Annotated in this window: 1 protein-coding gene; it reads right to left on the bottom strand. The window is 59.5% G+C overall.

The features are described 5' to 3' along the window. Positions 1 to 48 precede the first annotated feature (48 nt). The coding region (locus C0456_RS20730) for an IS1182 family transposase (RefSeq protein WP_291056663.1) at positions 49 to 1,164 on the bottom strand (1,116 nt) is incomplete at its 5' end.

Raw genomic sequence — 1,164 nt, 5'->3', positions numbered from 1 at the left:
GGCAGTCGGTTCTCCGTGGTGAGGGAAGAGCTGGTGATAATGTTGCTTTCAGGTCCGGATCGCCTCAAGCAGCGCTGGGACGCCCATCATCCTGATCATCCGCTTCATGTTGTAGGCGAGAACGCTGAGGCTCATCTCGGTTCTGACGTTTTTCAGTGTTCTGGTGAGGAAGTGCGTACTGCCCATCCATGATTTGAGCGTGCCGAAGACATGTTCGACGGTTCGGCGACGGATGGCCATGGCTTCGGGCAGCAGATCGAGCCGCTTCTGCATGGCCTCGAGCACCGCTTCATCCACCCACCGCCTTATGCGCTTCGCCTTTTCGGGTGTGCAGCGCGGTCTCAGCTCGCACGTATGGCAGGCGGTGAGATTGCGATATTTGTATTCCTCGCCGCGATGGTCAGAGCGTATCGAGGTTTTCGTGAGCTGCGCGCCTGCCGGGCAGGTATAATGATCTCTATCCGCATCATAGACATAGTCGGCTTTCGTGAAGAGGCCGCGCTGGGCTTTGCCCGAAGTGTCGGTCTTGGGCACGCACGGCAGGATGCCAATGGCATCGCATTCCAGTACCTGCTCCGCATTGTAATAGCCGCGGTCTGCCAGGACGGTGATCTCTTCGGCGCCGATGGCGTCCTTCGCCTGGCGGCTCATCGGCGCGAGCTGCGTTCGGTCATGCCCTTCATTGACCACTTTGTGCGCGACGACGATGTGGTTTTCGGCATCGACCACGGCCTGGACGTTATAGCCGACGATCCCGGTTCCACGGCCGCTCGTGCTCATGGAACGCGCATCAGGGTCGGTTAGCGATACTTGACGGTCAGGAGCGTTGTCGACGTGTTCGGCCATTCCCCTCAGGAACAGCATTTGACGACGCAAGCCGGCGATCTTCTCGCGGATCTGGTCGACCCGAACTTCGGGAACATCGCAGCCTTCCCGGTCGGCGCGATCAAGGGCGGCAAGATAGCGATCGATGCTCGCCTCGACCTGTTCGATCCGCTTCGCAGCCTTATGCACCGTGTAGTTACGGTCCCGGTTGTTTACCGCTTTGAACTTGCTGCCATCGACAGCGACAACGGCCTGGTTGAGCAAGCCAAGCCTCCGGCACAGCATAACGAACTGGTGACACGTTGCCCGGATTGCCGGGCCATTCTCACGCCGGAAGTT

It is taken from the genome of Hyphomonas sp. (assembly GCF_013823385.1).
GTDB lineage: Bacteria > Pseudomonadota > Alphaproteobacteria > Caulobacterales > Hyphomonadaceae > Hyphomonas.
Note: the sequence above shows the minus strand (reverse complement) of the source record. Positions and strands in the feature narration are given on the sequence as shown.